Origin of the sequence: Cohnella sp. LGH (assembly GCF_017671885.1) — a bacterium.
Taxonomy (GTDB): Bacteria; Bacillota; Bacilli; order Paenibacillales; family Paenibacillaceae; genus Cohnella; species Cohnella phaseoli.
The window spans coordinates 7897888-7922021 of sequence record NZ_CP072117.1 but is presented as its reverse complement, the minus strand read 5'-3'; the positions used below and the strand labels follow the sequence as shown (position 1 = coordinate 7922021).

The 24134-nt window shown below is 55.5% G+C and carries 24 protein-coding genes and 1 other annotated feature; of the genes, 23 read left to right on the top strand and 1 reads right to left on the bottom strand.

Annotation, left to right across the window (positions count from 1 at the left end; genetic code table 11):
- Nucleotides 1-69 precede the first annotated feature (69 nt).
- The 3 genes from radA (at nt 70) to pssA (ending at nt 3433) form a co-directional block, all read left to right on the top strand.
- On the top strand, nt 70-1437 hold the full coding sequence (gene radA / locus J4772_RS32685; RefSeq protein ID WP_209073063.1) for a DNA repair protein RadA: 1368 nt from the start codon (nt 70-72) through the stop codon (nt 1435-1437).
- Between the two features lie 14 nt (nt 1438-1451).
- Nucleotides 1452-2555: a DNA integrity scanning diadenylate cyclase DisA gene (gene disA / locus J4772_RS32680; RefSeq protein ID WP_246017176.1), complete on the top strand. Its 1104-nt coding sequence runs from the start codon at nt 1452-1454 to the stop codon at nt 2553-2555.
- 128 nt (nt 2556-2683) lie between these two features.
- A complete protein-coding gene (gene pssA, locus J4772_RS32675) occupies nt 2684-3433 on the top strand; it encodes a CDP-diacylglycerol--serine O-phosphatidyltransferase (protein WP_116065798.1) in 750 nt (249 codons plus the stop codon).
- Between the two features lie 203 nt (nt 3434-3636).
- Here the strand turns inward: pssA and J4772_RS32670 are convergent, their stop codons facing one another.
- Nucleotides 3637-4032, bottom strand: a complete 396-nt coding sequence (locus J4772_RS32670; protein WP_209073062.1) for a nucleoside triphosphate pyrophosphohydrolase family protein — start codon at nt 4030-4032, stop codon at nt 3637-3639.
- 189 nt (nt 4033-4221) lie between these two features.
- Here J4772_RS32670 and J4772_RS32665 point away from each other — a divergent pair, with 189 nt between their 5' ends.
- The 20 genes from J4772_RS32665 to rpoB all read left to right on the top strand — a co-directional run bounded on the left by J4772_RS32665 (nt 4222) and on the right by rpoB (nt 24099).
- Nucleotides 4222-5313, top strand: coding sequence for a PIN/TRAM domain-containing protein (locus J4772_RS32665; protein ID WP_209073061.1), 1092 nt, complete (start codon nt 4222-4224; stop codon nt 5311-5313).
- Nucleotides 5314-5569: 256 nt separating this feature from the next.
- Nucleotides 5570-6265 (top strand): 2-C-methyl-D-erythritol 4-phosphate cytidylyltransferase, encoded by a 696-nt coding sequence (gene ispD / locus J4772_RS32660; protein ID WP_116065801.1) that lies wholly within the window; start codon nt 5570-5572, stop codon nt 6263-6265.
- 16 nt (nt 6266-6281) lie between these two features.
- Nucleotides 6282-6758, top strand: a complete 477-nt coding sequence (gene ispF / locus J4772_RS32655) for a 2-C-methyl-D-erythritol 2,4-cyclodiphosphate synthase (RefSeq protein ID WP_116065802.1) — start codon at nt 6282-6284, stop codon at nt 6756-6758.
- A gap of 58 nt (nt 6759-6816) precedes the next feature.
- Complete coding sequence (gene gltX, locus J4772_RS32650) at nt 6817-8277, top strand: glutamate--tRNA ligase (RefSeq protein ID WP_209073060.1); 1461 nt, start codon at nt 6817-6819, stop codon at nt 8275-8277.
- A gap of 431 nt (nt 8278-8708) precedes the next feature.
- On the top strand, nt 8709-9494 hold the full coding sequence (cysE, locus tag J4772_RS32645; protein ID WP_371822792.1) for a serine O-acetyltransferase: 786 nt from the start codon (nt 8709-8711) through the stop codon (nt 9492-9494).
- Between the two features lie 7 nt (nt 9495-9501).
- Complete coding sequence (gene cysS / locus J4772_RS32640; protein WP_209073059.1) at nt 9502-10914, top strand: cysteine--tRNA ligase; 1413 nt, start codon at nt 9502-9504, stop codon at nt 10912-10914.
- Nucleotides 10911-11354, top strand: a complete 444-nt coding sequence (locus J4772_RS32635) for a Mini-ribonuclease 3 (RefSeq protein ID WP_116065806.1) — start codon at nt 10911-10913, stop codon at nt 11352-11354. Before cysS ends, J4772_RS32635 begins: the two co-directional genes overlap by 4 nt.
- 188 nt (nt 11355-11542) lie before the next feature.
- Entirely contained in the window at nt 11543-12394 is an 852-nt protein-coding gene (rlmB, locus tag J4772_RS32630; protein WP_256442744.1) for a 23S rRNA (guanosine(2251)-2'-O)-methyltransferase RlmB, read from the top strand.
- Nucleotides 12387-12935, top strand: a complete 549-nt coding sequence (locus tag J4772_RS32625; RefSeq protein ID WP_209073057.1) for an NYN domain-containing protein — start codon at nt 12387-12389, stop codon at nt 12933-12935. The genes rlmB and J4772_RS32625 overlap by 8 nt, the downstream gene beginning before the upstream one ends.
- A 172-nt stretch (nt 12936-13107) precedes the next feature.
- On the top strand, nt 13108-13764 hold the full coding sequence (gene sigH / locus J4772_RS32620) for an RNA polymerase sporulation sigma factor SigH (protein WP_116065811.1): 657 nt from the start codon (nt 13108-13110) through the stop codon (nt 13762-13764).
- Nucleotides 13765-14279: 515 nt separating this feature from the next.
- Entirely contained in the window at nt 14280-15713 is a 1434-nt protein-coding gene (locus J4772_RS32615; protein ID WP_247740916.1) for an aldehyde dehydrogenase family protein, read from the top strand.
- A gap of 316 nt (nt 15714-16029) precedes the next feature.
- Complete coding sequence (gene rpmG / locus J4772_RS32610; RefSeq protein ID WP_094050645.1) at nt 16030-16179, top strand: 50S ribosomal protein L33; 150 nt, start codon at nt 16030-16032, stop codon at nt 16177-16179.
- 17 nt (nt 16180-16196) lie between these two features.
- Entirely contained in the window at nt 16197-16406 is a 210-nt protein-coding gene (secE, locus tag J4772_RS32605) for a preprotein translocase subunit SecE (protein ID WP_116065541.1), read from the top strand.
- A 25-nt stretch (nt 16407-16431) separates the two neighbouring features.
- Nucleotides 16432-16965, top strand: coding sequence for a transcription termination/antitermination protein NusG (nusG, locus tag J4772_RS32600; RefSeq protein ID WP_116065542.1), 534 nt, complete (start codon nt 16432-16434; stop codon nt 16963-16965).
- Nucleotides 16966-17051: 86 nt separating this feature from the next.
- The gene (rplK, locus tag J4772_RS32595; protein WP_116065543.1) at nt 17052-17477 is read left to right on the top strand and encodes a 50S ribosomal protein L11; all 426 of its coding nucleotides are present in this window, start codon (nt 17052-17054) and stop codon (nt 17475-17477) included.
- Between the two features lie 117 nt (nt 17478-17594).
- Nucleotides 17595-18287 (top strand): 50S ribosomal protein L1, encoded by a 693-nt coding sequence (gene rplA, locus J4772_RS32590; RefSeq protein ID WP_116065544.1) that lies wholly within the window; start codon nt 17595-17597, stop codon nt 18285-18287.
- A gap of 66 nt (nt 18288-18353) precedes the next feature.
- Nucleotides 18354-18563: a sequence feature (ribosomal protein L10 leader region), on the top strand.
- 56 nt (nt 18564-18619) lie between these two features.
- On the top strand, nt 18620-19120 hold the full coding sequence (gene rplJ / locus J4772_RS32585) for a 50S ribosomal protein L10 (RefSeq protein WP_116065545.1): 501 nt from the start codon (nt 18620-18622) through the stop codon (nt 19118-19120).
- Nucleotides 19121-19179: 59 nt separating this feature from the next.
- Complete coding sequence (gene rplL / locus J4772_RS32580) at nt 19180-19542, top strand: 50S ribosomal protein L7/L12 (RefSeq protein ID WP_116065546.1); 363 nt, start codon at nt 19180-19182, stop codon at nt 19540-19542.
- A 151-nt stretch (nt 19543-19693) separates the two neighbouring features.
- On the top strand, nt 19694-20308 hold the full coding sequence (locus tag J4772_RS32575) for a class I SAM-dependent methyltransferase (protein WP_116065547.1): 615 nt from the start codon (nt 19694-19696) through the stop codon (nt 20306-20308).
- Nucleotides 20309-20553: 245 nt separating this feature from the next.
- A complete protein-coding gene (gene rpoB, locus J4772_RS32570; RefSeq protein WP_116065548.1) occupies nt 20554-24099 on the top strand; it encodes a DNA-directed RNA polymerase subunit beta in 3546 nt (1181 codons plus the stop codon).
- The last annotated feature ends 35 nt before the right edge of the window (nt 24100-24134 follow it).

The following is a 24134-nucleotide window of genomic DNA, read 5'->3' as shown; positions in this document are numbered from 1 at the left end:
CTATGCGAGGGCGAAAGTGGTAAAATTCTTGAATAAGGACTTCATAAGCTAAAGGAGCCATCATCTGTTATGGCTAAGGTTAAAATAAAATTCGTGTGCACCCAGTGCGGAACCGAATCTCCGAAATGGATGGGCAAATGCCCGGGCTGCCACGAATGGAACACGATGGTAGAGGAGACCGAGAAGGAGATCAAGGCGCCTGTCGGACGAAGCGAGCTGATCCGAACGAAAGAAAAGGCGCGCGCGATCATAGATATAGAAAGCGGGCAAGAACCCCGCGTCGAGACGGGCATGTCCGAGCTGAACCGGGTGCTCGGAGGAGGGCTTGTTCCCGGCTCGCTGCTGCTTGTCGGCGGAGATCCCGGAATCGGCAAATCGACGCTGCTGCTGCAAACTTCCCATTCCTTGTCCGCGCAGGGGCTCAAGGTGCTGTACGTGTCCGGCGAGGAATCGGTTCGCCAGACGAAGCTTCGGGCCGATCGGCTGGGCGCATTGAACGACAGACTGTACGTTCTGTGCGAGACGAATTTGGAAACGATTGAAGAGGCGATTACTGAAGTGGAGCCCGATTTTCTCGTGATCGATTCCATTCAGACGGTTTATCGGCCGGAGGTCGCTTCCGCGCCGGGCAGCGTGGCGCAGGTGCGGGAATGTACCGCCCACTTTATGAGAATATCTAAAGTAAACGGAGTGGCGACGGTGCTCGTCGGCCATGTGACCAAGGAAGGCGCGATTGCCGGGCCGAGGCTGCTGGAGCATATGGTCGACTGCGTGCTGTACTTCGAGGGCGAACGTCATCATACTTATCGCATTTTGCGGGCGGTGAAGAACCGCTTCGGCTCCACGAACGAGATCGGCATTTTCGATATGACGGAGGACGGCTTGAGGGAAGTGGCCAATCCTTCGGAGCTATTCCTCTCCGAGAGACCGCTCGGGGTCGCGGGCTCTACGGTCGTAGCCAGCATAGAGGGAACTCGTCCCGTGCTCGTGGAGCTGCAGGCGCTCGTGTCTCCGACTCATTTTCCGTCTCCGCGGCGAATGGCTTCAGGGTTCGATCACCATCGGATGTCGCTCGTTATCGCCGTGTTGGAGAAACGGATGGGAATGTTCCTGCAAAATCAGGACGCCTATCTGAACGTTGCGGGCGGAGTAAAGCTGGACGAACCCGCGACGGATTTGGCTGCTGCGGTCAGCCTCGCGTCGAGCTTCAAGGATGCTCCGACCAAGCCGTTCGACGCCGTCTTCGGAGAGGTCGGCCTGACCGGGGAGGTGCGGGCCGTCTCGCGCGCGGAGCAAAGAGTCAAGGAAGCGCACAAGTTAGGCTTCAAACGCGTCATTTTGCCGGAGATGAGCATAAAAGGCTGGCAGCCGCCACGGGGCATCGAGCTGATCGGCGTCAGTACGGTGGCCGAGGCATTAAAGGCTGCATTGGAATAAGGGGGGATCACATCATGATTAAAGAAAAGGACGGCAAAGAAAAAGAGCGCCAACCGCAGGAACGGACGATGAACCAGCTGCTTCGGATGGTCGCCCCCGGCACTGCTTTTCGCGATGGCTTGGAGAACGTGCTGCGGGCCAAGACCGGCGCGCTGATCGTCGTCGGCTACAGTCCGGAAGTAATGGAGGTCGTGGACGGCGGCTTCTCGATCAATTGCGACTTTAGCCCCAACTACCTGTACGAGCTTGCCAAGATGGACGGCGCGATCATTCTGAACGAAGACGTAAAGCGTATCCTTTATGCCAATACGCAATTGATTCCCGATTCATCCATTTCTTCTTCGGAGACCGGCATCCGTCACCGGACGGCGGAGCGGGTGGCCAAGCAGACGGGCAAGCTGGTCGTGTCCATCTCGCAGCGACGCAACGTCATCACGCTGTACCAGGGGCAGCTGCGTTACGCGCTTAAAGAGATGGGCGTTATTCTGACGAAGGCGAATCAAGCGATTCAGACGCTGGAGAGATATCGGGTCGTATTTACGCAGTCGCTAACGAATTTGTCCGCGTTAGAGTTCGAAGAGATGGTCACGATGCACGAGGTGGCCCATGTCATTCAACGCGCGGAGATGGTGCTGCGAATCAACAACGAGATTAACCGATACGTGCTGGAGTTGGGGAACGAAGGGCGCTTGATCAGCATGCAGAAAGAAGAGCTCATCGGCTCCGCAGAGGAAGAGGCCAGGCTGCTGCTGCGCGATTACGCCAAGGACAACGGGGAAGCCAAGATCAAGGAAATTCAGGAAGCGATTCGCAAGCTGTCTTCCGAAGAGCTGCTGGACCCGGCCGCGCTGATTCGAATCCTGGGCTATCCGTCGATCAATTCCGTCGCGGACGAAGGCTTGCATCCGCGAGGCTATCGGATTTTGAGCAAGATTTCGAGATTGCCCTCCGTCATTATTCACAACCTGGTTGAGCGGTTCGGAGCTTTGCCGCGCATTGTGACGGCTTCCATCGAGGAGTTGGATGAGGTTGACGGGATCGGAGAGGTTCGGGCGCGGGCGATCAAGGAAGGTTTAAAAAGAATTCAGGATCAGGTGTTTATTGACAGACAGATATAAGCGGACTACAATGGGAAGGGTCTTAATGGTCTCGTTTTCCAGATCATCCCTTTTCTAGAATGGCGAACAATGTCGCTTAATGCTTAACGAACAAGCCATTAGGGTATAGTAAAGTCGAGGTGGCATACATGATTACGAAATCAATACCGAATTTATTTACCATAGGTAATCTGGGTTTGGGCGTAATCGCCATCATCCTTGCATTCAATAACGATACGAACAGTTCGAATACGGCCGCGCTGCTGGTGATTATCGCCATGCTGCTGGACGGATTGGACGGCCGCGTAGCGCGCGCGCTTAATGCTCAGAGCGAATTCGGCAAGGAGCTGGATTCGTTGTCGGACGTCATCTCCTTCGGGGTTGCTCCGGCATTCATAATGTATCAGGCGGCCTTCCAGGGACTTCCTCCGGCGCTGGCCTGGGCCGTGACGGCGATTTTCCCGATTTGCGGCGCATTAAGACTTGCTAGATTCAACGTCAAAGACGGCATTCCGGGCTATTTCATCGGACTTCCGATTCCGGCTGCGGGAGGCGTGCTGGCAACGCTGGCGCTGTTCCATACAGAGCTGCACTATTCCTTGCTGCTTCTAAGCACGCTCGCTCTCTCGTTCCTGATGGTCAGCAATATGAAGTATCCGAACTTCAAAAAGCTGGGCCTCCCGAGAAAAGCGATCTGGGCGATTCCCGTCGTTGTGCTGGGCGCCGCGGTGCTCGCTTATATGTTCCAAGAGGCGATTCCGAAGGTCATTCTGGCCTTGCTGCTTCTGTACGCATTGTGGGGACTAAAAAAAAACGTTGAAAGCCTGTTCCCTTCCCGAAGAAGAGCCGCTCGAGACGAAGCGGACGAAGAGAAAAAAAGCTCCAAACACAGCGCATAAATAAACGAAGACGCCGAATCTTTCCTTTAACGGGAAGGGTCGGCGTCTTTTTGAATACTGGATCGATCCGTCAGCGACTTCAAGAACGGGCAACTCGCCCGTTTTTTTCTTATACGAAAGAGGCTATTCCATAACCAGGGCTGCTCGAGACGGAGCGGCTTGATTGGCTTACGGAACAGCCCCTTCAGTTGTCGGCATGGAAGTTAAGTGAGGTTAAACCAGCCGAGCGTTGAGCACTTGTCAGATTCCCTTGCGACGACATCTTCAAGGCTGATATCCAGAAGATTGCACATGGCCGACATGTAAAATAGATTTTTGCCCATTTCGTTGCGAATAATTTCACGACATTGCTCGCAGAGCTCGCCCTCCATATGCGACTTCGATTGGAGATGGGCCTGATCGAGCGGCATCTCTTCGGAGAATCCCTGGTTTTTGGCATTAAGAGCGATACAACCGCATTCCGTAATCGACTTGGAGACGGCACGGTTGACGGAAGCATTAGATTGACTGAACTTCGTGACCACGTCGAGCAGACTGCGATGGCGGAGCAACAATTCTGACACCTGACTTTGAAATTCCTTAAGCGTAGGCGCGCTCATCCGTTCCACCTCGGTTACCTTTTATTTACTTTTTCCTCTTCATTATAGAGCAAGGGGGGCAAGATTTCAAAGAAAGTTGTTTTTTCTAAGGAAAGTTTAACATGCAGACGGGAGGGAAGGTTAGCGAGCGAAAAATTGGAACATACTAGAAGTAAGTGTTCAGAAAGTCACAAGAGAGGGAGTGATTCTATGCTTATGAAAAGAGTAATTCAGACGTTCGGGCTGCTGATCGGAGCGCTGCTTGGCCAGCAAATGTCGGCTCCGCAGCTTGCCGGCGAGTCGCCCTGGATGGGTACGCTGCTGGGAGCGACTACGGGGGCGAGCGGTACGTTGAGCCTGGTTATCGGAGCGGGGGCCGGATTCCTGCTGGCTACTTCCGTGGCGGGGCCGCTATCGCGTTCGCTGCATCACACGATTGACAGGTTGTCGGACTATCCGCTGTCAGAGCTGCTGACCGGTATGGTCGGGCTGCTGATCGGCCTTGCGCTTTCTTCTTTCCTGTATCCGTACGTGACTGATATTCCTTATGTAGGACAGGTGCTGGCGGCGGGAGTTGCGCTTGCGCTCGGTTACGGCGGGTTGAGCGTCGGTCTGCGAAAAAGGGACGAGCTCGGCACGCTGCTGCAAGGACGTAGAAGGGGAGAACCCTCCGAGAAGACGGGACCGCGTTACGAAGAGCATAAAATTTTGGATACAAGCGTCATTATCGACGGCCGGATTGCGGATATTTGCAAAACCGGATTTATTGAAGGCACGCTTGTCATTCCGGAGTTCGTGCTGGAGGAGCTGCAGCACATTGCCGATTCTTCGGATCTGCTCAAGCGCAACAGAGGACGCAGGGGATTGGACATTCTGAATAAGATTCAGAAGGAACTGGACGTCAAAGTACTTATCTACGAGGATGCGAACGAAGAGCCGGGCGAGGTGGACAGCAAGCTGGTGAAGCTGGCCAAGGCGATGCAGGGCAAGGTCGTAACGAACGATTTCAATTTGAACAAAGTATGCGAGCTGCAGGGCGTCTCCGTCCTGAACATTAACGATCTCGCCAATGCGGTCAAACCGGTCGTGTTGCCTGGAGAAGAAATTATCGTGCAAGTCATCAAGGACGGCAAGGAGCACGGGCAAGGCGTCGCGTATCTGGACGACGGCACGATGATCGTTGTGGAGGGCGGGAGAGATTACATCGGAACGACGATGGAGGTGCTCGTGACGAGCGTGCTTCAGACTTCGGCGGGCCGAATGATTTTCGCCAAGCCGAAGCTATTGGAAAAAGCGCTCTGAAGCGGTATGATAATAGAATTACGGGCGGGACGCGCTCAAGGGCGTGTCTGGATACTCCGAGGGCAGCAGATTTTGCCGAATTTCCGTTCCATGCAAGGACTTTTGTGAAGGCGTACCGGAGGTACGTCAAGCAAAAGTGACGAAGCAGGGGGCGAAAAGGCGGTGAAAGATGCCCCCGAGCGGGTTTTCAGTCACGTCCTACAGTGTCCCGTCTTTCGTTTGTTATTCTAGCATCGTGCGTTGGGGGATCTTGAAAATGTCTTGGGAGTGGGGGGCCGTGGTTGTCGCGGCAGGCCGGGGAACCCGCATGGGAGCTGCGGACAACAAGGTATACCTGGAACTGGGCGGCAAGACGGTGCTCGATTACGCGCTTGACGCTTTCGAGCGCTGCGCCGTCGTCTCCTCCATCGTGCTGGTCGTCGGAGAAGGCGAGACGGAGCGGGCGGCGACGATTGTGGCGGCGGGAAGCTACGGCAAAGTTGCCGACGTGATCGTCGGCGGCGCGGAACGCCAAGACAGCGTATATGCCGGGCTGGGAGCCTTGCGGACGCAGGGCGTGCTCGTACACGATGCGGCGCGGCCGCTTGTCTCCCCGGAGCAGATCGCGGCCTGCTGCGCCGCTGCCGAGGACCATGGCGCGTCTGCGCTGGCGGTGCCCGTGAAGGATACGATCAAAGTATCGGACGGGCAGGGCTTTATCGTGGCGACGCCGGAGCGCAGCACGCTGTGGAGCGTGCAAACGCCGCAGGCGTTCGGGCGGCTGGAGCTGATGCAGGCGCACCGACAGGCGAAGGAGGACGGAGCGGCGGCGACGGACGACGCGATGCTGATAGAGCGTCTGGGGCGCAAGGTGGCTATCGTCCGGGGCGATTACGCGAATTTGAAAATTACGACGCCGGAGGATCTGCCGATCGCGGAGCTTCTGCTGGATAAATGGAGACGGCAGAGTTAGGGGAGGAGCTTTCAATATGATTAGAGTGGGACAAGGGTTTGACGTTCATCAATTGGTGGAAGGCCGGCCGTGCATTATCGGCGGCGTGACGATACCGTATGAAAAAGGCCTTCTCGGCCATTCCGACGCCGACGTTCTGCTGCATACGATCAGCGACGCGGTTCTCGGAGCTTTGGGTCTGGGGGATATCGGCAAGCATTTTCCCGATACCGATCCGGCGTATAAGGACGCCGACAGCGTAAAGCTGCTTGAGCGCGTCTGGGAGCTGGCGAAGGAGCAGGGCTACAAGCTGGGCAATGCCGATGCGACGATTATTGCGCAAGCGCCGAAGATGGCTCCGTATATTCCGGCAATGGTCACGGTCATTGCCCGCGCGCTTGAATGCGAGGAGACTCAGATCAACGTGAAGGCGACGACGACCGAGCGGCTCGGTTTTCCGGGGCGCGGCGAAGGAATCGCTTCGCAGGCGGTCGTTCTTCTGGTGAAGGAGTAGGCTGCAAGGGCCTGCGCGCAACATAATAGATACACGATTGTTCGAGGAGGAACGGATTATGTCTACTAAAGTCCGCGTCCGTTATGCGCCTAGCCCGACGGGGCATCTGCATATCGGCAATGCGAGAACCGCTATTTTCAACTACTTGTTTGCCCGTCATCACGGGGGAGAATTTATTATCCGCATTGAAGATACGGACGTTAAGCGCAATGTTGCCGGAGGCGAGGAGAGCCAGCTCAAATATTTGAAATGGCTGGGCGTCGACTGGGACGAGAGCATCGATCGCCCCGGTGAATACGGGCCATACCGCCAAACGGAACGTCTCGATATTTACCGTGCCCATACGCAGCAGCTTTTGGATCGTCAGATTGCTTATCCGTGCTACTGTACGGAGGAAGAGCTGGAGCGGGAACGCGAGGAGCAATCCGCGCGCGGCGAAACGCCGAAATATTCGGGCAAATGCCGTCGCCTGAGTGCGGAGGAGAAAGAGAAGCTGGCTGCGGAAGGACGAGCGGCGAGCATTCGCTTCACTGTTCCCGCCGATCGCACTTATACGTTCCAGGACATCGTTAAAGGCGAGATCTCGTTCAAATCGGACGATTTCGGCGATTTTGTCATCGTTAAGAAGGACGGAATTCCGACATATAACTACGCGGTAGCCGTCGACGATCATCTAATGGCGATATCGCACGTACTGCGCGGGGAAGACCATATTACGAACACTCCTCGTCAACTGATGGTTTACGAAGCGTTCGACTGGACGCCTCCGGAATTCGGACATATGACGCTGATCGTCAACGACCAGCGCAAGAAGCTGTCCAAGCGAGACGAGTCCATCGTGCAGTTCATTCAGCAATACGACGAGCTCGGCTATTTGCCGGAGGCCCTGTTCAACTTTATTACGCTGCTCGGCTGGTCCCCTGAAGGCGAGGAAGAGATTTTCGGCAGGGAGCAGTTGATTGAAATTTTCAACGCCAACCGTTTGTCGAAGAGTCCGGCGGTATTCGATACGGCCAAGCTGAGCTGGCTGAACCAGCATTACTTGAAGCAGGCGGAGCCGGAGCGGGTGCTGGGGCTGTGTCTGCCGCATCTTAAGGCGGCCGGCAGATTGCCGGAAGCGCCGAACGAGCAGGAGACGGAGTGGGCTTCGGCGTTGGTGACGCTGTTCCGCGATCATCTGCGGTTCGGAGCGGAGATTGTGGCTCTGTCGGATTTATTTTTCCAAGAGAAGCTGGTTTTTGACGACGAGGCGAGCGCGGTGCTTGCGGAAGAAACCGTGCCGACCGTGCTGCAGGCGTTCCGTCAGCAAATCGAGGAAGCGGGCGAAGCCGGCTTTACGATCGACAATATGAAGGCACTGATTAAAGCGGTGCAGACGGCTACCGGGGTCAAGGGAAAAGGGCTGTTCATGCCGATCCGCGTCGCGCTGACCGGACAGATGCATGGCCCGGACCTCAACGGCACAATCTGGCTGCTCGGCCGGGACAAGGTGCTGAAGCGTCTGGCGGAGCGGCTGTAGGGCTACCGCGCCCGGATCGGCGGCTGCGTCTTGTCACCGGTTCGGGGTTGGGATATACTTGAGTCATATCGAAAATGTGCGACGAACAGGAAAGTAAGTTTTGCTGCAGAATGCCCAGAGAGGGCGGCCATGGCTGAGAGCCGCCTCATTCGCGCAGAACCGAAATGCGCCTGGGAGCTGCGCCGCCGAGCGGACAACCGACAGGGGATGCGACGATAGTCGCGTTTGCCGCGGCTTCGTTAAGCGGTGCCGGGAGGATTCCCGTTACCGATCCGTTGAGGAGCAGGCTTGCCGCGATTGGCGCTTGCTTAAGCAGAGTGGGACCGCGTCACGACGTCTCTGCAGCGAAATTTCGCTGCAGGGGCTTTTTTTATTATAGAGTGCATTGAAATCGTAGTGCCGTAGGAGTCAGAGAAAAGGGGGGATGGGCTATGGGGATATGGCGCACGGTCAAATCGGACATCGAAGCTGTGTTCGAGAACGACCCCGCGGCCCGGAGCTGGTTTGAAGTCGTCTTTACGTATGCGGGGCTGCACGCGATATGGGCGCATCGCGTCGCGCAGTTTTTTTACTGCCGTCGGTTGTATACGGTCGCCCGGTTGATCTCTCAAGCCAGTCGCTTTTTTACCGGGATCGAGATTCATCCGGGAGCGAAGCTGGGACGCAAGCTGTTCATCGACCATGGCATGGGCGTCGTGATCGGCGAAACGTGCGAGATCGGGGAAGAGGTCGTCATCTATCAGGGCGTCACGCTCGGAGGAACGGGCAAGGAGAAGGGCAAGCGCCATCCGACGATCGGCAACCGCGTCGTCATCGCCTCGGGGGCCAAGGTGCTCGGATCGTTCACGGTCGGGGATAATACGAATATCGGGGCCAACTCCGTCGTGCTTCGCGAGGTGCCGCCGAACAGCACCGTCGTCGGCATTCCGGGACGCGTCGTCAAGCGCAACGGCAAGAAGATCGGCGATCGGCTCGACCATACGAACCTGCCGGATCCGCTTATCGAGACTTTCCGGTTCATGCAGAAGGAAATCAATGAACTCAAGGCCGAAGTGGAACGGCTCAAAGGGGGACGCCAACCGGGCGTTCAACCTGACGGCGGAAGATTAGGGCAGCCATCCGGCCCAATCGACTATTCGCAGCCGGGAGAGGGTAATACTTCCGACCCTATGCGCGATCTTATGCATTCTCCGGATTTGGAGAAAAAAAGGAGCTAAAATAAACGTGAACTTGAAAATATACGACAGCATGACCAGGGAGCTGCAGGCTTTCGTCCCGCGCGATCCGGGAAAAGTGAATATGTACGTATGCGGCCCGACTGTGTACGACTACATTCATATCGGCAATGCCAGGCCGGTTATCTTCTTCGATGTCGTGAGACGCTATTTGGAGGCGATCGGCTACCAGGTCAATTACATTGTGAACTATACGGACGTCGACGACAAAATGATCCGCAAAGCAGCGGACATGAACATTACGGTGCCCGAGGTGGCGGAGAAGTTTATCGCTGCGTTCAAAGAAGATCGCGAGGCGCTGGGAGCTTATCCTCCGACGGTGTCGCCCCGCGTGACGGAGACGATCGAAGAGATCGTCGAATTCATCCGCGAGCTGGTCGAGCAGGGCAAAGCGTATGAAAGCGCGGGAGACGTTTATTTCCGCACGTCGACGTTCCCTGAATACGGAAAACTGTCTCACAAAAATCTCGATGAACTGCAGTACGGGATCCGCATCGACGTGGATGAGCGCAAGGAAAACCCGCAGGATTTCGTGCTGTGGAAGGCGGCAAAGCCGGGCGAGATTCATTGGTCCAGCCCGTGGGGAGAAGGGCGCCCGGGCTGGCATATTGAATGCTCGGCCATGGTGCGCAAGTTCGCCGGCGATACGCTGGACATTCACGGAGGCGGCCATGACCTGCAGTTTCCGCACCACGAATGCGAAATCGCGCAGTCGGAGTCGTTGACGGGCGAACCGTTGGCGCGCTACTGGATGCACAACGGCTTCGTAAACATCAACAACGAGAAAATGTCCAAATCGCTCGGCAACGGCGTTAACGTTCGCCAGCTTCTGCAAGGCGCGAGCAAGTACGCGATCCGCTATTTGATGCTGGCGACGCATTATCGCAGTCCGCTGAACTTCAGCGACGAGACGATCCGTCAAGCCGCCAACAGCGTGGAGCGGCTGACCAACTGCCGCGACAATGTAAAGCACCGGCTGTCTACAGTGGCCAAGGGCAAGCTCTCTCTGGCTTCCGACGCGGAGCTGAAGGCCCGGCTGGAGCAGCTGCGCGCGGATTTCCATTCCCGGATGCAGGACGACTTCAGCACGCCGGACGCGATTACCGCCTGGTTCGGGATCGTATCCGAAGCCAATGCGTACTTGCAGAAGGAAATCGTCAGCGAGGCGGATTTGTTGTACATCGGCCAGCTTATCGAAGAGTTGAACGGCGTCCTCGGTTTAATCCCCGATCAAGCGGACGCGGAGCTGCTGGACGAAGAGGTGGACGCTCTGATCGCCGAGCGGACGGCTGCGCGCGCGAATCGCGATTTCGCCAGAGCGGATGAAATTCGCGATCTGCTCGCGGAACGAGGCATCGTGCTGGAAGATACCCCGCAGGGCATCCGCTGGCGCCGCAAATGACGGAACGCACGCAGATGTCCGTCATTGCACCCGTCATTGCGCCGGTCGTTCCAGCCGACGTTCCGGTTCATCTTCTGTCCCCGATCGTGCTCGCTTACGTGGGCGACGCCGTATTCGAGGTGTACGTCCGCCAGCGCTTAATCGCGGGCAGCAGCCGCAAGCCGCACGAGCTGCACCGCGCCGCGACGAAATATGTATCCGCCGCGGCGCAGGCGAGGCTGCTGCAGCGCTGGGCGCCCTTGCTCACGGAGGAAGAGGCGGACATCGTTCGCAGAGGGCGCAATACGAAGTCCGGTCAGCCGCCCCGCAATGCCGATCCTGCGGATTACCGCCAGGCGACGGGTCTGGAATGTCTTGTCGGTTATTTGTATTACCAAGGGAAAAAAGAGCGCTTGGAACAGCTGATGGAGCTGACGTTCGCAGCAGCGGATGTTGACTAAGCGCATTAAACGATAAAGGAAGATGGACACAAATGAGCAACAAGGATCCGAAATTTTCGGCAGGCGGCCGTCCCGCTCAAGGCGGGAAGCCGGTTTCCAAAGGCAAGGGAGGGCGCAATCACGGCGGCCCTGCTTCCTGGCGAGGCGACCGCAAGGAGCAGAAGCATGACGCTCGTCCGCCCCGCAGCATTCAGGCCGATGCGAACGCGCAGGATGACGATTGGCAGAGCGAAGGCGGGGCTTTAAAGAACGAGGAAGAGTATGTAGCCGGTAAACATCCGGTGTTGGAGGCGCTTAGGGCGGGACGTTCGATCAACAAAATTTTCTTATCCGCCCAGGCGCAGCGTTCGCTTGTGCAGCCGATTCTGGAGGAAGCGAAAACGCGCGGCATCGTCGTGCAGCAGGTGGACAAAAGCAAGCTTGACCGGCTCGTTCCCGACATGCAGCACCAAGGGGTTGTCGCGCAAGCGGCGGCCGTAGCCTATGCAGATGTGGACGAGCTGCTGGCCCGCGCCGCCGAGCGGGGCGAAGCGCCGCTGATCGTGCTTCTGGACGAAGTCGAGGACCCGCATAATTTGGGCTCGATTTTGCGGACGGCCGATTGCACCGGGGTTCACGGCGTCATCGTACCGAAGCGCCGGAGCGCCGGATTGACCGCCGTTGTCGCAAAAACGTCGGCAGGGGCCGTCGAGTACGTTCCGGTCGCCAGAGTGGCGAATCTCGTGCAGACGATGGAGAAGCTCAAGGAAGCGGGACTGTGGATCGCGGGAGCCGACGTCGGAGCGAAGGAAGGCTTCTACGAGACGAATCTGACCGGGCCGCTCGCAATCGTGATCGGCAACGAGGGTCAAGGCTTGTCCAGGCTCGTGAAGGAAAGATGCGATTTTATTTTGTCGCTGCCGATGGCCGGACAGATCAATTCTTTGAACGCGTCCGTAGCAACGGGCGTCATTTTGTACGAGGTCGTTCGCCAGCGTGGGCAAGCGGCGGCGAAGGGCGGCAATCCTCCGCCTCCGGCGTCTCCTCCCGGACATGCGTGAGGGAAGAAAGTTCCAGAGAGAGGACGTTCTGCTGGTCGACGGTTATAACGTAATCGGAGCGTGGCCCGAGCTTAGCGCGCTCAAAGACGAAAAACTGGAGGATGCGAGAGATCGGCTGCTGGATATGCTGTCGGACTACCAAGGCTACGCGGGACTGATCGTTATCGTCGTTTTCGACGCGTTCCGAGTGCCCGGAACCGGCAAGGAGTATCGTCCGCGCAAGAAGTTCAGCGTCGTCTACACCAGGGAGCGGGAAACCGCCGACGAATGCATCGAAAGGCTTGTCGGAGATTGGCTGTCGGTCAAACGCAACGTCTACGTCGCCACTTCCGATCTTGTCGAACAACATGTCGTTTTTGGACGAGGGGCGCTTCGGGTGTCGGCGCGCGAGCTGAGGCATGCGGTTCGGCAGAGTAGCGTCGATATTCAGGCGACAATCCGGAACGATAAGCAGCTGAAAAAAAATCCTTTGGAAGGAATTTTGCCGGAGGATGTGCAGTTGCGACTGGAACGGATGAGACGCGGGCTTAAGGATTCGTGACGAATTGTAAAGCTTTGTGTCGAATTGTGCATTTTATTTACAATTTTTCCACGGCGGGTTTGTGGACCAATAACGGCGCATCCATTGACGCTATGCGCCGGATCAAGTATATTGATAATAGTTTGTTAGAGCAAGAGGTTCCAGTACGCCAATGCAGACCGGAGGGATGTTCGTGAGCGTCGACTTGGAGAGACTGGCAACAATAGAGTACGACTTCAGGGCCGACGAGGACATCGTTGAATTCGTTCGCTTGGGAGATAGCGGAGCGTTAGAGTTTCTCATTCATAAATATCGCAATTTTGTGCGAGCCAAAGCGAGATCCTACTTCCTCATCGGAGCGGAGCGAGAGGATATCGTTCAAGAAGGGATGATCGGCCTCTACAAGGCGATTCGCGACTTCAAGGGCGATAAGCTGGCATCGTTCAAGGCCTTCGCGGAACTGTGCATCACCCGACAGATCATCACCGCGATCAAGACGGCCACTCGGCAGAAGCATATTCCTCTGAACTCCTACGTCTCCTTGGACAAGCCCATTTACGACGAGGACTCGGACCGAACGCTGCTCGATGTCATCTGCGGTTCGCGGGTGTGCGACCCTGAGGAAATGATCATTAATCAAGAGGAATTTTACGGGCTTGAGGACAAGATGTCCGAGATCTTGAGCGATCTGGAGCGCAAGGTGTTGATGCTCTACCTGGATGGCCGCTCTTATCAGGAAATCGCGGTTGATCTGGACAGGCATGTAAAATCGATCGACAACGCCCTTCAGCGCGTTAAGCGCAAGCTCGAACGGTACTTGGAGATTCGCGACATAGGCAGTGAGCACTGATCCGATACATTCTATAAGCAGTACAGCACAAGCAGCCAACATGTAGCTGCTTTTTTTACGCCCTTTGTGAGGTTGTTCCGAGAGTCCGCTTCTGCTCGCTAGGCATTTCGGGGAACAGATTCGACGTCGAAGCTTGAGTTCAGCCGGACCTTCCGGTACTCATGTAGGTTGTAGTTTCTTCTACACTCCGTTCCTCAGGCGCTAGCTTCATTTCCCCGGATGCGGGGGGAGTAGATGAACTGGTTGGACGATTGGCGGCGATAGAGCGGAATATCCGGCTTAAATTGGGGAGTCGGTCGTTTTGAAAAAATATAAAGCGGGTTTTCCATCTTAAATTTGAGAAAAGCCGATTTTTCGAAAATTAAAGCGGAAAACTCGATTTAATTGCTCCGAATCGGCCCGGTAGCCGGAAATAAAGCGGGTTTCCCGCTTTATTGGCAATGAGGATCGAAGGGGAGTGCAGAAGCGGACTCAGCGTAGAAAAGCAAGAGCGGAGAGAAAGGAGTCGAAGTGAAGTGGAAGAGAGAAAAAGGTTGTTCATCGGCGGTCGATGGCAGGAAGCGAGGAGCTGCGAGGAACTGAGGTCGCCTTACTCGGGGGAGATCATTGCTGAAGTCCCCGTCGCCGATAAAGCGGAGATGGACGAAGCGATTCGCGCGGCCTGCGAGGCGAAAGCTGCGATGGCCGCTCTGCCGGCGCATGAGCGGGCGGCCATTCTGGAGCGGGTAGCCGCACTGCTCGACAGCCGCATTGAGGAAGCTGCGCGGCTAATCGTCCTGGAGGCGGCCAAGCCGATCAAGGCGGCCAGGGCGGAGATCGGCCGCACGGTGCAGACTTACAAGTTCGCTGCAGAAGAAGCGAAGCGAATCGGCGGAGAGACGATACCGCTCGATGCCGCTCCGGGAGGAGAAGACAGGTTGGCGTATACGGTGCGGGAGCCGTTGGGCGTTATCGGGGCGATCACGCCGTTTAACTTCCCGTTTAATCTGGTCGCGCACAAAGTCGGGCCCGCGATCGCCGCCGGCAATACCGTTGTGCTGAAGCCGGCCGAGCAGACGCCTCTGTCGGCGCTATATATCGCCGAGCTGTTCGCGGAAGCCGGACTGCCTTCGGGGGCGCTGAACGTGGTGCCCGGGCACGGGGAGGTCGCAGGCGCCGCGATCGTGGAGGACGAGCGGGTCGCGATGATTACGTTCACCGGAAGTCCCGCGGTTGGCAAAAGCATACGAGCGAAAGCGGGACTGAAGCGCGTTACTTTGGAGCTTGGCTCCAATTCGGCGCTTATCGTCGACAGAGGCGTCGATCTCGATGCGATCATGCCGCGCTGCGTGACCGGCGCTTTCTCCAACCAAGGTCAGGTATGTATCTCTCTTCAACGGATTTACGTCCATGAGGAAGTTTACAAAAGCTTCGTCGAGAAGTTTGTAAAGGCGGCAAAACGCTTAAAACAGGGCGATCCGTTCGATCCCGAGACCGATCTGTCGGCGATGATATCTCCCCGTGAGACAGAGCGGGCACTGGGCTGGATTCGGGAGGCGAGGGACGAAGGAGCTAAAATTGCGACGGGGGGAGCCGTCAAGAACGGGATGCTCGAGCCGACCATCATTACGGAGGCGGACCGGCAAATGAAGGTTTCGTGTCGGGAAGCGTTCGCTCCGCTCGTCGTAATCGGCAGCGTAAAGTCGGTGGACGAAGCGATCGGCGAGGTGAATGATTCGCCCTACGGACTGCAGGCCGGCATCTATACGACCGATTTGTTTACGGCGCTTGGCGCGGCCGAGAGGCTGCGGGTAGGGGGCGTCATGATCAACGATATTCCGACGTTCCGCGTCGACCATATGCCGTACGGCGGCGTCAAGGAAAGCGGGACGGGTCGCGAGGGCGTCAAATATGCGGTCGAGGAAATGACGGAGACGAAATTGGTCGTCATCAACAAGCGCATCGGTTAGCGGGAAGTCTATTTTTCCGGGGCCGACGGTTAAATAGAGCGAAAACAGGAAGAATGGTATTAAGCCGATTTTGTAAGGTTAACACTTGTCCAGACGGTTTTCGTTGACATCGATATGCCCCTGTGATAAATTATTTTAGTAACCTTAATGTGGTTTCTTATGCGCTGGCTCTGAATCATCGGCGAAACACCAGGAATTGTTGTCTTGATGGCTTGCCATCAGTCGACAATTTCAAACTCAGCCTTGGTTCGCCAAGCTGGAGTTTCCGCTGAATGGTTGTATTTTTATGAAGTCATGGTCCCGGGAGGTGGAAGGGATGCGGGTGATCATCACGCTGGCTTGCACGAGCTGCAAGCAACGGAACTACACGTCGAGCAAGAATAAACGGACTCACGCCGATCGCATCGAGTTGAAGAAGTTCTGCAAATTTTGCAATGAACATACTCCTCATCGCGAGACGCGGTAACCCTAGGAGGTATGAACGTGACTTTCCTGGCTAAAATGAAGCAAAACTTTGGGTCCTTTTTTTCGTTTTTTGCCGATAGCTGGAACGAACTAAAGAAGGTCCGTTGGCCCAACCGGAAAGAACTCGTAAGCTACACTGTCATTGTTATTGTGACGGTGGTTCTGGTTACGATCTATTTCTGGGTGCTGGACATCGGTATTTCATCCCTCGTCGATATGATCATCTGACGCAGGAACCAAAGGTGGCTTTTCCATGGAGAAAAGATGGTACGTAGTGCACACGTACTCCGGGTACGAGAACAAAGTTAAGGCGAACCTGGAGAAGCGCGTGGAATCTATGGGTATGCAAGACAAAATCTTCCGCGTCCTCGTGCCGATGGAAGAAGAGATCGTCAACAAGGACGGCAAGAAAAAGACGGTTATGCGTAAAGTGTATCCGGGCTACGTCCTCGTAGAGATGATCCAGACGGACGATTCTTGGTATGTAGTCCGCAATACGCCGGGCGTTACCGGCTTTGTAGGCTCTACCGGATCGGGATCGAAGCCGACGGCGCTTCTGCCTGATGAAGTGGAAGGAATTCTGCGTCATATGGGCATGGACGAGCCGAAGCCGGCAGTCGATTTCGAACTGAAAGAGAACGTCCGCGTCAAAGTCGGTCCTTTCGCCAATTTTGTCGGATCCGTGGAAGAGATTCTCGCCGACAAGAGCAAGCTTAAGGTGCATGTCAACATGTTTGGCAGGGAAACCCCGGTTGAGTTGGATTTCACTCAAGTGGAGAAGATATAAGTTATCTTTGTGGTTCGGGTTTCTTGAAAGAGCGGGAGGGGCGAGAGTTCCGTTAAACCGCATTATGGGTCAGGGAGGTGTGCAACATGGCAAAGAAAGTGATTAAGCTGGTAAAGTTGCAAGTTAACGCGGGTAAAGCTAACCCTGCGCCGCCAATCGGTCCTGCGCTCGGTCAAGCTGGCGTTAACATCATGCAATTCTGTAAAGAGTTCAACGCTCGCACGGCGGATCAAGCCGGCCTGGTAATTCCGGTCGTTATTTCCGTTTACGAGGATCGTTCCTTCACGTTCGAGACGAAAACTCCTCCGGCAGCGGTACTGCTTCGCGTAGCGGCGGGAATCCAAAAAGGTTCCGGCGAGCCGAACAAGAAGAAAGTCGCTACGGTTAAGCGTGCGAAAGTTCGCGAGATCGCCGAGCAGAAAATGCAAGACTTGAACGCGGCTTCCGTTGAAGCAGCTATGCGTATGGTCGAAGGTACGGCTCGCAGCATGGGCGTAGCTATCGAAGATTAATCGCCTTAATGGCGGTTCGCGCGCCCGAATGGACGCGCAAGTGGGAGGAGATTCTGCCTGTTCCCTATTACGGGTGGCGGATCGAAACCGTTAATACCACAAAAGGAGGAGAACAACTTGGCAAAACACGGCAAGAAATACAATGAGTCCGCCAAGCTGATCGACCGCGACGCAACCTACGAATCGTTGGAAGCGATCGAGCTCGTGAAGAAAGCGGCAACGGCCAAATTCGACGAAACTGTCGAAGCGGCTGTCCGTCTCGGCGTTGATCCGAGAAAACAAGATCAAGCAGTGCGCGGCGTAGTCGTCCTGCCTCACGGCACCGGCAAAACGCAACGCGTCCTCGTATTCGCGAAAGGCGACAAGCTGAAAGAAGCTGAAGCTGCCGGAGCGGACTACGTGGGGGATGCCGACCTCATCAACAAAATCCAACAGGGATGGTTCGAGTTCGACGTCTGCGTCGCGACTCCGGACATGATGGGCGAAGTCGGTAAGCTCGGCCGTATTCTCGGGGGCAAAGGCTTGATGCCGAACCCTAAGGCTGGCACCGTAACGAACGACGTTACGAAGGCTATCCAAGAGATCAAAGCCGGTAAAATCGAATACCGTCTGGACAAAGCCGGACAAATTCACGCTCCGATCGGCAAAGTTTCGTTCGACGCTGAGAAGCTGAACGAGAACTTGAAAGCTCTGATCGACGCGCTGAACCGTGCTAAGCCTGCATCTGCTAAAGGAATCTACCTGAAGAACATCGCGGTTTCTTCCACGATGGGACCAGGCGCTCGCGTTAACGTGGCGGTATATCGCTAATTCCTAAGCTGCTGGCAACAAACGGTCTTTGACATCGGACCGCTTTAATGGTAGTCTGATGAAGTTGACAAACGAATATGGATACCGTAGACCGTAGGTGCTTGGGGAGCGGGTATAATAGCGGCATTCGCCGACTATGAGACCGTCGTCCAGCTTAATTTCCTACCGAGGTGTGTGAATAGAGCTTATCTTGCGTGCCGGACGCCGTGTGCGTCCGCATGCAAGCAAGTCGTGCCATGCCTCCGCAACTTCTGTGGGGGCATTTCTTATGCCTCGGGACTTTGCGAGAGTATATACGGAGTTTATCCAAACCACTATAGGAGGTGCACACAATGGCAAATGCGAAAATCATTGCAGCTAAACAGCAGGAAGTCGACGCGATTGCAGCCAAGCTCCGCGAGAGCAGCAGCACGGTCGTTGCCGACTATCGCGGTCTGAACGTAGCTCAAGTGACCCAGCTCCGTAAGTTGCTGCGCGAAGCCGGCGTTGAATTCCAAGTTCTGAAGAACTCTCTGGTTAGCCGCGCTGCAGCAAGCGCGGACCTGAGCGATCTTGACAGCGTGTTGACCGGACCGACGGCTGTTGCATTCGGCGCCGACGCCGTAGCTCCAGCTAAGATCCTCAGCGATTTCGCGAAGAAGAACGATGCGCTGAAAATCAAAGGCGGCATCGTAGACGGAGTGTTCTACGACGCGGCTCAAGTGAAGGCGTTGGCGGATCTTCCTTCCCGCGAAGGCTTGCTGTCCATGCTGCTTAGCGTTCTTCAAGCTCCTGTCCGCAACTTCGCCCTCGCGGTTAAAGCGGTATCGGAGAAGAACGAAGCAAGCGCATAATCCCAATTTTCATCAAATTATGAAGATCAACTGATCTCAATACAATGGAGGATACACAAATGAGCAAAGAGCAAATCTTGGAAGCCATCAAAGCGATGACTGTTCTCGAACTGAACGACCTGGTTAAAGCAATCGAAGAAGAATTCGGCGTAACGGCAGCAGCTCCTGTAGCTGTAGTTGCAGGCGGCGCTGTTGAAGCGGCTGCTGAGCAAACTGAATTCGACGTAATCCTGACTGACGCTGGCGCTTCCAAAATCAACGTTATCAAAGCGGTTCGCGAGCTGACGGGCCTTGGCTTGAAAGAAGCTAAAGACCTCGTTGACAACGCACCGAAGCCAATCAAAGAGAAAGCGTCCAAAGAAGAAGCGGACGCAGTTAAAGCTAAGCTTGAAGAAGCTGGCGCTAAAGTAGAAGTAAAATAATAAGCGGGACCTCACGAACCCCTTGAAGATTTTCTTCGAGGGGTTTGTTCATGCGTAAAGTTGATCATGCTTAAATATGTGGTCAAAAGCGGGCTTTATGAACTCCCTCGCAAAGAAGGCATCCCTACAGAAGTGCGGAGGTGTCACACGAATGAACGATCATTACTATTCGGTCAAGCCTCAGTCGGCGAGCGATCGGCGCGTCTTCGAAACGACGCTGCGCGACGTTCGTCTGAGGCTGATGTCGGATGCTGGCGTGTTTTCGCGGGACGGGGTGGACTACGGCAGTCGGGCGCTGATCGAGCATATGGAGTTTCCCGCCGATGCGAAGGTGCTGGATATCGGATGCGGATACGGTCCGATCGGACTTGTTGCGGCCCGCCTTGCGCCGCAAGGACATGTCAAGCTGATCGATATTAACGAGCGGGCGGTTGAGTTGGCCAGACTGAATGCGGAAGCGAACGGAATAAGCAACGTCTCGTTCGCGCAGAGCGATCTGTACGAAGCCGTTCGGGAGGACAGCTTCGACATCATTCTGTCCAATCCTCCGATTCGCGCAGGCAAAGCCGTTGTTCACCGGGTGTTCTCGGAAGCTTTCGAAAGGCTGAATCCCGGAGGGGAGCTTTGGATTGTGATCCAGAACAAGCAGGGCGCTCCATCCGCGAGAGCCAAATTGGAAGAAATTTTTGGCGAGGAAGAAGTCGCGGAAGTCGCTAAGGACAAAGGATTTCGGATTTACAAGGCCAAAAAAACAAAAAGTGCATAAAAAAATTGACTTGACAAATTCGCTGTGGTATTATTAGAAAATGTCAGTATTAGGATGGGCTAATTGTCTTCAACACGGAAGCCCTCAAACTCAGGTCCTTTCCCAGGAATAACTTTGCATCAATTGGCGTATAATGGGTTTGTTTTGGGGTAAAGGCAGGGTGAGTTGCCATTGTGCCGCCTACCGGCGCATAAGTGGCTTTTCTTTATTTATGTGTTGAAGCAGACTTAAGGGGTGAGGTTAAGTTGGCAGGACATCTTGTTCAGTATGGCCGCCGTACGCGGCGCAGCTACGCCCGAATTAATGAAGTGTTGGACGTTCCCAACCTGATCGAAATCCAGCAGCAATCGTACCAGAAATTTTTGGACGAGGGTTTGCGGGAAATTTTTCAGGATATTTCGCCGATCTCCGATTTTACGGGCAACTTGGTGTTGGAGTTTATCGACTACAGCCTGGGAGAGCCCAAATATTCGGTTGACGAATCCAAGGAACGCGACGTCACCTTCGCGGCTCCGCTTCGCGTGAAAGTTCGGTTGCTTAACAAGGAAACCGGCGAAGTGAAAGAGCAGGAAGTGTTCATGGGCGATTTCCCGCTCATGACGGAGACGGGCACGTTCATTATCAACGGCGCGGAACGCGTTATCGTCAGTCAATTGGTGCGCTCCCCGAGTGTCTATTTCAGTACGAAAGTGGATAAGAACGGCAAGAAGAATTACACCGCCACCATCATCCCGAATCGCGGAGCCTGGCTTGAGCTTGAGACGGATGCTAAAGATATTATATACGTGCGGATCGATCGTACGCGGAAAATTCCCGTTACGGTGCTTCTTCGCGCGCTCGGTTTCGGAACAGACGCCGAAATTCTCGATCTGCTCGGACAAGACGATTACATTCGCAACACGCTTGAGAAGGATAACACGGATTCGACCGAGAAAGCGCTCATCGAGATATACGAGCGTCTTCGCCCGGGCGAGCCTCCTACGCTCGAGAACGCGCGCAGCTTGCTGATTGCTCGTTTCTTCGATCCGAAGCGTTACGATCTGGCGAACGTGGGCCGCTATAAGGTCAACAAGAAGCTGCATATCAAAAACCGCTTGTTCAACCAACGGCTTGCCGAGACGCTGGTCGATCCTTCGACGGGCGAGATCATCGCCGAAGCCGGCCAGATGATCGATCGCAGACTGCTCGATCAAATCTTGCCGATGCTTGAGAAGAATGTCGGCTTTAAGAACTATCGCGTTGTCGGCGGCGTTCAAGAAGCAGAGGATATTCCTCTGCAGACGGTCAACGTATTCTCTCCGCTGGAAGACGGCAAAGTCGTGAAGGTAATCTCCAACGGGATCATCGACAAGACGGTTAAGAACATTACGCCGGCGGATATTATCGCGTCGATCAACTACTTCATGAACCTGCTGCAAAGCATCGGCAACACCGACGACATCGACCACTTGGGCAACCGTCGTCTGCGTTCCGTCGGCGAATTGCTGCAAAACCAGTTCCGTATCGGTCTGTCCCGGATGGAGCGCGTCGTTCGCGAGCGGATGTCGATTCAGGATCAGAATGCGATCACGCCGCAAGCATTGATCAACATTCGTCCGGTCATTGCGGCGATCAAGGAGTTCTTCGGATCTTCCCAGCTGTCGCAGTTTATGGACCAGACGAACCCGTTGGCGGAATTGACGCACAAGCGCCGTCTGTCCGCGCTCGGACCAGGCGGTCTCACGCGGGAACGCGCGGGCTTCGAGGTGCGGGACGTTCACAACTCGCACTACGGCCGGATGTGTCCGATCGAGACGCCGGAGGGACCGAACATTGGTCTGATCAACTCGTTGTCCTCCTTCGCGAGAATTAACGAGTACGGCTTTATCGAAGCGCCTTACCGCAAAGTTGATCCGAACACGAACCGCGTCACCGAAGAGATCGTCTACATGACCGCGGACGAAGAGGATAACTACATTATCGCGCAAGCGAACGCGTTGCTGAACCCGGACGGTACGTTCCAAGAAGAGAACATTATCGTGCGCTACAACAAGCAGACCGATAATATCTTGACGATGCCGAGCGACCGGGTAGACTACATGGACGTTTCTCCAAAGCAGGTTGTGTCGGTCGCAACAGCGATGATTCCGTTCCTTGAGAACGATGACTCCAACCGCGCGCTGATGGGATCGAACATGCAGCGTCAAGCCGTTCCGCTGCTCATTCCGGAAGCTCCGTTTGTCGGAACGGGCATGGAGCATAAGTCTGCGAAGGACTCCGGGGTATGTATTGTATCCAAATACGACGGATATATCGAACGCGTGTCTGCCAATGAAATCCAACTGCGCCGCGTCGAGATCATCGACGGCAAGGAAGTCAAAGGCGACATTATCAAATACAAGCTGCAAAAGTTCATGCGTTCCAACCAAGGGACGTGCATCAACCAGCGTCCTCTCGTTCGCCGCGGCGACGTGATCAAGAAAGGCGACATTATGGCGGACGGTCCTTCTACGGACAAAGGCGAGCTCGCGCTCGGCCGCAACGTCGTCGTTGCCTTTATGACGTGGGAAGGCTACAACTACGAGGATGCGATCCTGCTCTCCGAAAGACTCGTTCGCGAGGACGTCTACACTTCGATTCACATCGAAGAGTACGAGTCGGAAGCGCGCGATACGAAGCTTGGGCCTGAAGAGATTACGCGCGACATCCCGAACGTCGGCGAAGACGCGCTGCGCAATCTCGACGAGCGCGGCATCATCCGCGTCGGCGCGGAAATCAGCGCAGGCGACATTCTCGTCGGCAAGGTTACGCCGAAGGGCGTTACTGAGTTGACGGCGGAAGAGCGGCTGCTGCATGCGATCTTCGGCGAGAAGGCGCGCGAAGTGCGCGATACGTCGCTGCGAGTACCGCACGGTACGGACGGCATCGTCGTTGACGTTAAAGTGTTTACCCGCGAGAACGGCGACGAGCTGCCTCCTGGGGTTAACCAGCTCGTGCGTGCCTATATCGCCCAGAAGCGGAAAATTTCCGAAGGCGACAAAATGGCCGGACGTCACGGAAACAAAGGGGTTATCGCCCGTATTTTGCCGGAAGAAGATATGCCGTTCCTGCCGGACGGAACGCCTGTACAGGTCGTTCTGAACCCGCTGGGGGTACCTTCCCGGATGAACATCGGGCAAGTGCTTGAGGTCCATCTCGGCATGGCATGTAAGCTGCTCGGCATCCACGCCTCTACGCCAGTATTCGACGGAGCGTCCGAACACGACGTCTTCGATACGATGGAAGAGGCCGGCATGGCGCGCAACGGCAAATGGCGCCTTCGCGACGGACGTTCGGGAGAGCTGTTCGAACGCGAAGTTACTGTCGGCGTCATGTACATGATCAAGCTGGCGCACATGGTTGACGATAAGATTCACGCCCGTTCCACAGGTCCGTACTCGCTCGTTACGCAGCAGCCTCTCGGCGGTAAAGCCCAGTTCGGCGGCCAGCGCTTCGGGGAGATGGAAGTATGGGCGCTCGAGGCTTACGGCGCGGCCTACACGCTGCAAGAGATTTTGACCGTCAAGTCCGACGATGTCGTCGGGCGCGTGAAAACGTACGAATCGATCGTTAAGGGCGAGAACGTACCGGAGCCGGGCGTTCCTGAATCGTTCAAAGTATTGATCAAAGAGCTCCAAAGCTTGGGTATGGACGTGAAGATCCTGTCCGGCGACGAGCAGGAGATCGAAATGAAGGAAATCGACGACGATGAGGATTCCGCGGGAGATAAGCTGAATCTGAACCTCGAAGGTTCCGAGGTTGGCGTCGAATAACTTTAGGATCCGAAATCTTAGCAACGATGAAGGAG

Coding starts and splice junctions, on each gene's coding strand:
- radA (WP_209073063.1), top strand. CDS start 70: ATGGCTAAGGTTAAAATAAAATTCGTGTGCACCCAGTGCGGAACCGAA.
- disA (WP_246017176.1), top strand. CDS start 1,452: ATGATTAAAGAAAAGGACGGCAAAGAAAAAGAGCGCCAACCGCAGGAA.
- pssA (WP_116065798.1), top strand. CDS start 2,684: ATGATTACGAAATCAATACCGAATTTATTTACCATAGGTAATCTGGGT.
- J4772_RS32670 (WP_209073062.1), bottom strand. CDS start 4,032: ATGAGCGCGCCTACGCTTAAGGAATTTCAAAGTCAGGTGTCAGAATTG.
- J4772_RS32665 (WP_209073061.1), top strand. CDS start 4,222: ATGCTTATGAAAAGAGTAATTCAGACGTTCGGGCTGCTGATCGGAGCG.
- ispD (WP_116065801.1), top strand. CDS start 5,570: ATGTCTTGGGAGTGGGGGGCCGTGGTTGTCGCGGCAGGCCGGGGAACC.
- ispF (WP_116065802.1), top strand. CDS start 6,282: ATGATTAGAGTGGGACAAGGGTTTGACGTTCATCAATTGGTGGAAGGC.
- gltX (WP_209073060.1), top strand. CDS start 6,817: ATGTCTACTAAAGTCCGCGTCCGTTATGCGCCTAGCCCGACGGGGCAT.
- cysE (WP_371822792.1), top strand. CDS start 8,709: ATGGGGATATGGCGCACGGTCAAATCGGACATCGAAGCTGTGTTCGAG.
- J4772_RS32635 (WP_116065806.1), top strand. CDS start 10,911: ATGACGGAACGCACGCAGATGTCCGTCATTGCACCCGTCATTGCGCCG.
- J4772_RS32625 (WP_209073057.1), top strand. CDS start 12,387: ATGCGTGAGGGAAGAAAGTTCCAGAGAGAGGACGTTCTGCTGGTCGAC.
- rpmG (WP_094050645.1), top strand. CDS start 16,030: ATGCGGGTGATCATCACGCTGGCTTGCACGAGCTGCAAGCAACGGAAC.
- nusG (WP_116065542.1), top strand. CDS start 16,432: ATGGAGAAAAGATGGTACGTAGTGCACACGTACTCCGGGTACGAGAAC.
- rplK (WP_116065543.1), top strand. CDS start 17,052: ATGGCAAAGAAAGTGATTAAGCTGGTAAAGTTGCAAGTTAACGCGGGT.
- rplJ (WP_116065545.1), top strand. CDS start 18,620: ATGGCAAATGCGAAAATCATTGCAGCTAAACAGCAGGAAGTCGACGCG.
- rplL (WP_116065546.1), top strand. CDS start 19,180: ATGAGCAAAGAGCAAATCTTGGAAGCCATCAAAGCGATGACTGTTCTC.
- J4772_RS32575 (WP_116065547.1), top strand. CDS start 19,694: ATGAACGATCATTACTATTCGGTCAAGCCTCAGTCGGCGAGCGATCGG.